Origin of the sequence: Streptomyces sp. NBC_01471, from assembly GCF_041438865.1 — a bacterium.
Taxonomy (GTDB): domain Bacteria; phylum Actinomycetota; class Actinomycetes; order Streptomycetales; family Streptomycetaceae; genus Streptomyces.
Genome location: NZ_CP109450.1, coordinates 2,163,218 through 2,167,951, shown reverse-complemented (window position 1 = coordinate 2,167,951; position 4,734 = coordinate 2,163,218). Strand labels below are relative to the sequence as shown.

At 71.0% G+C, this 4,734-nt stretch carries 3 protein-coding genes, 1 tRNA gene and 1 pseudogene; 4 read left to right on the top strand and 1 reads right to left on the bottom strand.

Going from position 1 to position 4,734, the window contains the following annotated elements; all coding sequences use genetic code 11:
- Window positions 1–214 precede the first annotated feature (214 nt).
- Both OG285_RS09505 and OG285_RS09500 read left to right on the top strand, forming a co-directional pair.
- Window positions 215–1,027, top strand: a complete 813-nt coding sequence (locus tag OG285_RS09505; RefSeq protein WP_356827123.1) for a type VII secretion system-associated protein — start codon at window positions 215–217, stop codon at window positions 1,025–1,027.
- A 444-nt stretch (window positions 1,028–1,471) separates the two neighbouring features.
- On the top strand, window positions 1,472–2,038 hold the full coding sequence (locus OG285_RS09500) for an SMI1/KNR4 family protein (RefSeq protein WP_371790729.1): 567 nt from the start codon (window positions 1,472–1,474) through the stop codon (window positions 2,036–2,038).
- A 957-nt stretch (window positions 2,039–2,995) separates the two neighbouring features.
- On the opposite strand, the gene OG285_RS09495 is transcribed toward OG285_RS09500, so the two are convergent.
- Window positions 2,996–3,067: transfer RNA gene (locus OG285_RS09495), tRNA-Arg, on the bottom strand.
- Window positions 3,068–3,173: 106 nt separating this feature from the next.
- Here OG285_RS09495 and OG285_RS09490 point away from each other — a divergent pair.
- A pseudogene (locus tag OG285_RS09490) lies at window positions 3,174–3,681 on the top strand (response regulator).
- 55 nt (window positions 3,682–3,736) lie between these two features.
- A complete protein-coding gene (nrtL, locus tag OG285_RS09485) occupies window positions 3,737–4,729 on the top strand; it encodes an ArgS-related anticodon-binding protein NrtL (protein ID WP_371790728.1) in 993 nt (330 codons plus the stop codon).
- Window positions 4,730–4,734 lie beyond the last annotated feature (5 nt).

Sequence of the window (4,734 nt, the reverse complement as noted above, 5' to 3'; positions counted from 1 at the left end):
GGCGGCCCCCATGTGCCCCGGCGCCCCGGGGCATGCGACCCTGCGACAACAGACCCCGCCCGGGGCGCCGGAACACTGGTGCGCCCCCGGCGCGGCGGACGCCCACGCCCTGCGGCCGGCTTCCGGCACCGACGATGCGGGCGAGCGTCCCACGACGTCATCCCGCCCCCCCAGCACCCATGATCAGACGCACCACAGAATGAATGAGGGACACGTGAGCAAGGCGACCAAGCAGAACGACGCTGCGGAGCCGGCGGAGGCGGTGGACGCCGCGCAGACGGCGGGTGGCGATGAGCCCGAGGACATCGCGGGCGCCACCGAGAACATGCCGCCGGTGCCCGACTCGATCCGTGAGGCGGCCAAGCTGGCGCCGGACCACTGGCTCGGCATGGTCGACCCCACCTGGTCCGGTGAGGGCGCGCCCCCCGCGTGGGCCGTCGTCGGGCAGTGGCGGTCCGGGCTGGAGGGCGAGATCGCCGAGTGGCGGGACAATGAGGACTACCGGCCGTCCCCGACGGCGCTCGGCTGGCCGGAGCCCGCGGACGACGTGGACGCTGCCGTGCAGTTGGCGGCGACCGGCTACGGCCCCGGCGAGGACGTGACCACCGCCCTGGCCGCCCTGCCCGAGCTCGGCGTGTTCGTGACCACCACCGGCCAACCGCTGGTCGCCGCCGCGCCGGACGGGGAGACGCCCGTGATACCGGTGTTCACCTCGCCGGTGTACCTCCACATGGCGGGCCGGCTGTCGTTCGAGCTGATGTCGGTGCACGAGGTGCTCGACCGGCTCTCGGAGGAGCACCTGCTCTACCTCAACATGTCCGCGCCGGTGAGCATGACCGTGGAGACCGAGTCGCTCCGCGAGGCGCTGGACGGCGGCAACACGGATGTCACAGGGGACGAGGACGAGCCTGAGTCCGGCAACCGGGCCGAAATCGGTGGCGTGCCGGTCGAGCCGGCCTCCGCCTCGCAGGAGCCTCCGAAGAAGCGGACCGCCCGCAAGACGACGAAGCCGGGCCCGAAGGGATAGGCGAGTCCCGTCTGTGACCCTCGCCCCGTAGTCGCCTGGGCCGTGCGAATCGCACGGCCCAGGCGCTTGTCACAGCAGGTCCGGCGACCCAAGGCTCGCCACGTACTCGGTGATCAGGTCCTGCGACGGCCACCGGGCAGGCCGGCACGGCCTGCCCGGAGCGGGACCTCGGCAGCGGCTACGCGAACGGCAGGCGGGCGAGGTGTCGTTGCGAGCGCGACCGGGCGGCGAGCCTTCTTCGCCTTTCTGACGGACGCCGAGCGGAACGGCTGCGGCCATTCCTGCCGGTCAGCAATCGGCGTTGTGGCCGGTAGCGGGAGCACCGGCGGGTGACCGAGGGGCTCTGCACCGGATGCGGGCCGGTGTTCAGCGGCGTGACGTTCGGAGCGTCCTGTCAGTGGCGGATGCCAGGATCATCGCGACACGTCGTCGAAGGAGTCCGTCATGTGCCCGATCACCCCGCTGACCGTTACCGACTGGCGCGAGTTCCTCAGCGCGTACAGCGTCAAGTACCTCGCGTCGGAGGAGTTCTGCTCCGCTCTGGAAGAAGGCAGGGAACCGTGGTTCACCGAGGCGCACCGGGCGGCAGGGTGGCTCGGCCGCCAACCGGCGGGCGAGGCGGCCGTCGCGGCCGCTGAGGAGCGGCTCGGGGTGCGTCTTCCGCCGAGTTACCGCAACTTCCTGCTGGCGAGTGACGGCTGGAACTCGATCGGCCTCCTCGACCTGCTGGAGGTCGGGGAGATCGGGTGGTTCGCCGACAAGGCCGCCGACCTCCTCGAGATATGGGAGGAACTGGAGGACTTCACCGAAGAGCTCGCGATACTCAGGCGCTGCCTGCTGATCTCCGTCGACGACGGCGGCAGCGGAGGCAACTGGCTCCTGCACGCGGACAGCGTCGGGGGGGACGGTGAGTGGACCGCGTACGAGTGGTGGCCCGGCGACGGCGGGGACCCCGAGCCGTACGAGAACTTCGCCGCGATGGCGAAGCAGGCATCGGACGCGGTCACCTGAGGCGGCGGCCAGGACTTGCCCGGTCGATCGCGCGACCTTCACCGGCCGGATCGTGCTGCGTCTCATGGGCGGAGTGAGCTGGCCGTTGCCGACCGGCGGGAACGGCTGCGGTCGTTCCCGCCGGTCGGCAACAGGCGTTGTGGCCGGTGGCGGGACCACCCCGGCAGGCGACCGGAGAACTCGTGTGGACCGGTATCCATGGCGTGACCTTCCCGAACCCAACCGGGGCGTCCGGGGCAGCGTAAGGGCCGAGGACCTTCGCGGTGACGAGCAGCGTCACAGTCTGCCCTCCCAGCTTTCCAAATCATCATGTCGCTCGCTGCGGACACGCTCTGCCAGAGCGGGGACGGTGTTCGTCAATGCGTCGAAATATGCCACCGAACTCGGTGAATTCGACGAAAACCCCGTCAATGGGGTGTCCTGGCGAAAAGCCGTCGAAGGTCGTGGGGGTTGACCCCAGGCTTGTATGCAACCCGAGGCAGGCCGACAATCTGCTTGGCTCCGTCTCCTATGTCGGTGGGTATAACCGTGCCAGAGGGCGGCGTCTGGTCGGGATGTTCGCGGGAATGCATTACGTCGGCATGCGCTCCGCGGTGAGGGTCGGTGTCACTCTCCAGGACTGTGACCTTCCCGAAGAAGGCTGGGGCATGGCGAACCTTCACCGGACCAGGCCGGCGGCGGGTAAGAAGCGGACCATGACGGGCGAGGTTCACGACGTTCGGGGGCTGAAGAATCGGGAGCCGGAGGAGGTGCGCCCTACGCCGCTGCCGCCGCAGCTTGTTACATCTGGCGCGACGGCGCTGGAAATACCGTGGAGGTCATGCTGTCCAGCCCCGTGTATGTCCCGTGGCGGCTGTCCTGGAACTGCTTTCTGCGGCAGTTGGCCGCACATGAAAGCAGACCCCCCGATCAGGCGTGTTGCCTGATCAGAGGGCCTGTTCGGCACCTGAATCACGGTGCCCCCGGCAGGATTCGAACCTGCGCACCCGGCTCCGGAGGCCGATGCTCTATCCCCTGAGCTACGGGGGCGTATCGCTGCGTTAAGCGGCGACGGGTAGAACCCTACCAGCTCAGCGGGGGTGGCCATGAACAGGTTTCCGCGGTGAGCGGCGTTCGCTCTCCGGGCGGGGTGGAAGTGGGCAAAACCCGGACGCGGCGGTGGCTGGGGTTCTACGCTCGTGGGTGTGTCAGGCGCGTACGGCCGGGTGCTCGTTGTCGACGACAACAAGGTCATCCGGCAGTTGATCAGGGTCAATCTCGAACTGGAGGGCTTCGAGGTCGTGACCGCGGCTGACGGTGCCGAATGTCTGGAAGTCGTCCATCGGGTCGCTCCCGATCTGATCACCCTCGACGTCGTCATGCCGCGCCTCGACGGTCTGCGCACCGCGGCCCGGCTGCGCGCCGACCCGCGGACCAGCCGACTGCCGCTCGCGATCATCAGCGCGTGTTCGCACCAGGAGGTGGAGAGCGGGCTCGCCTCCGGCGTCGACGCCTTTCTGGCCAAGCCTTTCGAGCCCGCCGAGCTGATCCGGCTCGTGGGCAGGCTCCTCAGCCGTGAGCAGTCGCCCTCCGGCGGGCCGGACCGGAGCGGCCCCAGTGGTGACAGCAGGCCCGCGGGGTGGGCCGGGAGCGCCCTCGGCTGACCGGATGGCGAAACCGGTTCGCGGAGTGGCCCCCCTTCTCCCATACGCTGGTCCTGTGACTCCCGCAGACCTCTCCCGCACCGTCGCGCGCGCCGTGCGCCGCGCGGTCGACGAGGGTGCCCTGTCCGTGCCCGTACCCGAGCGGGTCCGAGTCGAGCGCCCCCGGCCCGGCGGTCGCGGCGACTACGCGACCAGTGCCGCGCTCCAGCTGGCCGGCCCCGCCGGGATGGCCCCCCGCGCGGTCGCCGAGGCCCTGCGGCAGCGGATCGCCGGTACGCGGGGGATAGAACGGGTCGAGATCACCGGGCCCGGCTTCCTGAACTTCACGCTGGTGCCGGACAGCTCCGGCACGGTCGTCCGCACCGTACTCGCGGAGGGTGCCCGGTACGGGATGGGGCGGCCCGGCACCGGGGGCCCGGCTCTCGGGAGCCCCGACCGCACCCGCGACCCCGCCCGCGACCCGGCTCCCGGGGGGCCGGGCCCTGCCGCCGACATCGCCGACATCCCCGCCCCGGCCACCGACACCGATCACCCGCGCCTCGATGCCGACCGCTGGGGCGCCCTCTTCGGCGGCGGAGGCGACGAGCTGCTGGTGCGGCGCGAGAGCAATCCGCTGTTCCGGGTGCAGTACGCCAGGGCCCGCAGCCGCGCCCTGCTCCGCAACGCGCGTGATCTCGGCTTCCGGGCCGCGTACGGAAGCGAGTACGACGCGGCCTGCGAGCGGGACGCCGAGGCCGCCGCTCTGGTCGCCGCCCTCGCCGACTACCCCGCGGCCGTCGAATCCGCGATCGGGCCCGGCCCCTTCCGGGCCGCTCACGAGAACACCACCCGCACCGCCCCCGCGTCCTTCGGCGCGGGGCACCGGATCGCCCGGCAGCTCGTCGTGGTCGCCGATGCCTTTCTGGCCTTCCACGTCGCGGTGCTCCCCGTAGGGGACGAGAAACCCTCGGCCGCCCACCGCTCCCGGCTCGCCCTCACCGAGGCCGCCGGGACGGTGCTGGCAGGCGGCCTGTCCCTGCTCGGTATCAGCGCACCCGAACACATCTGAAAGAG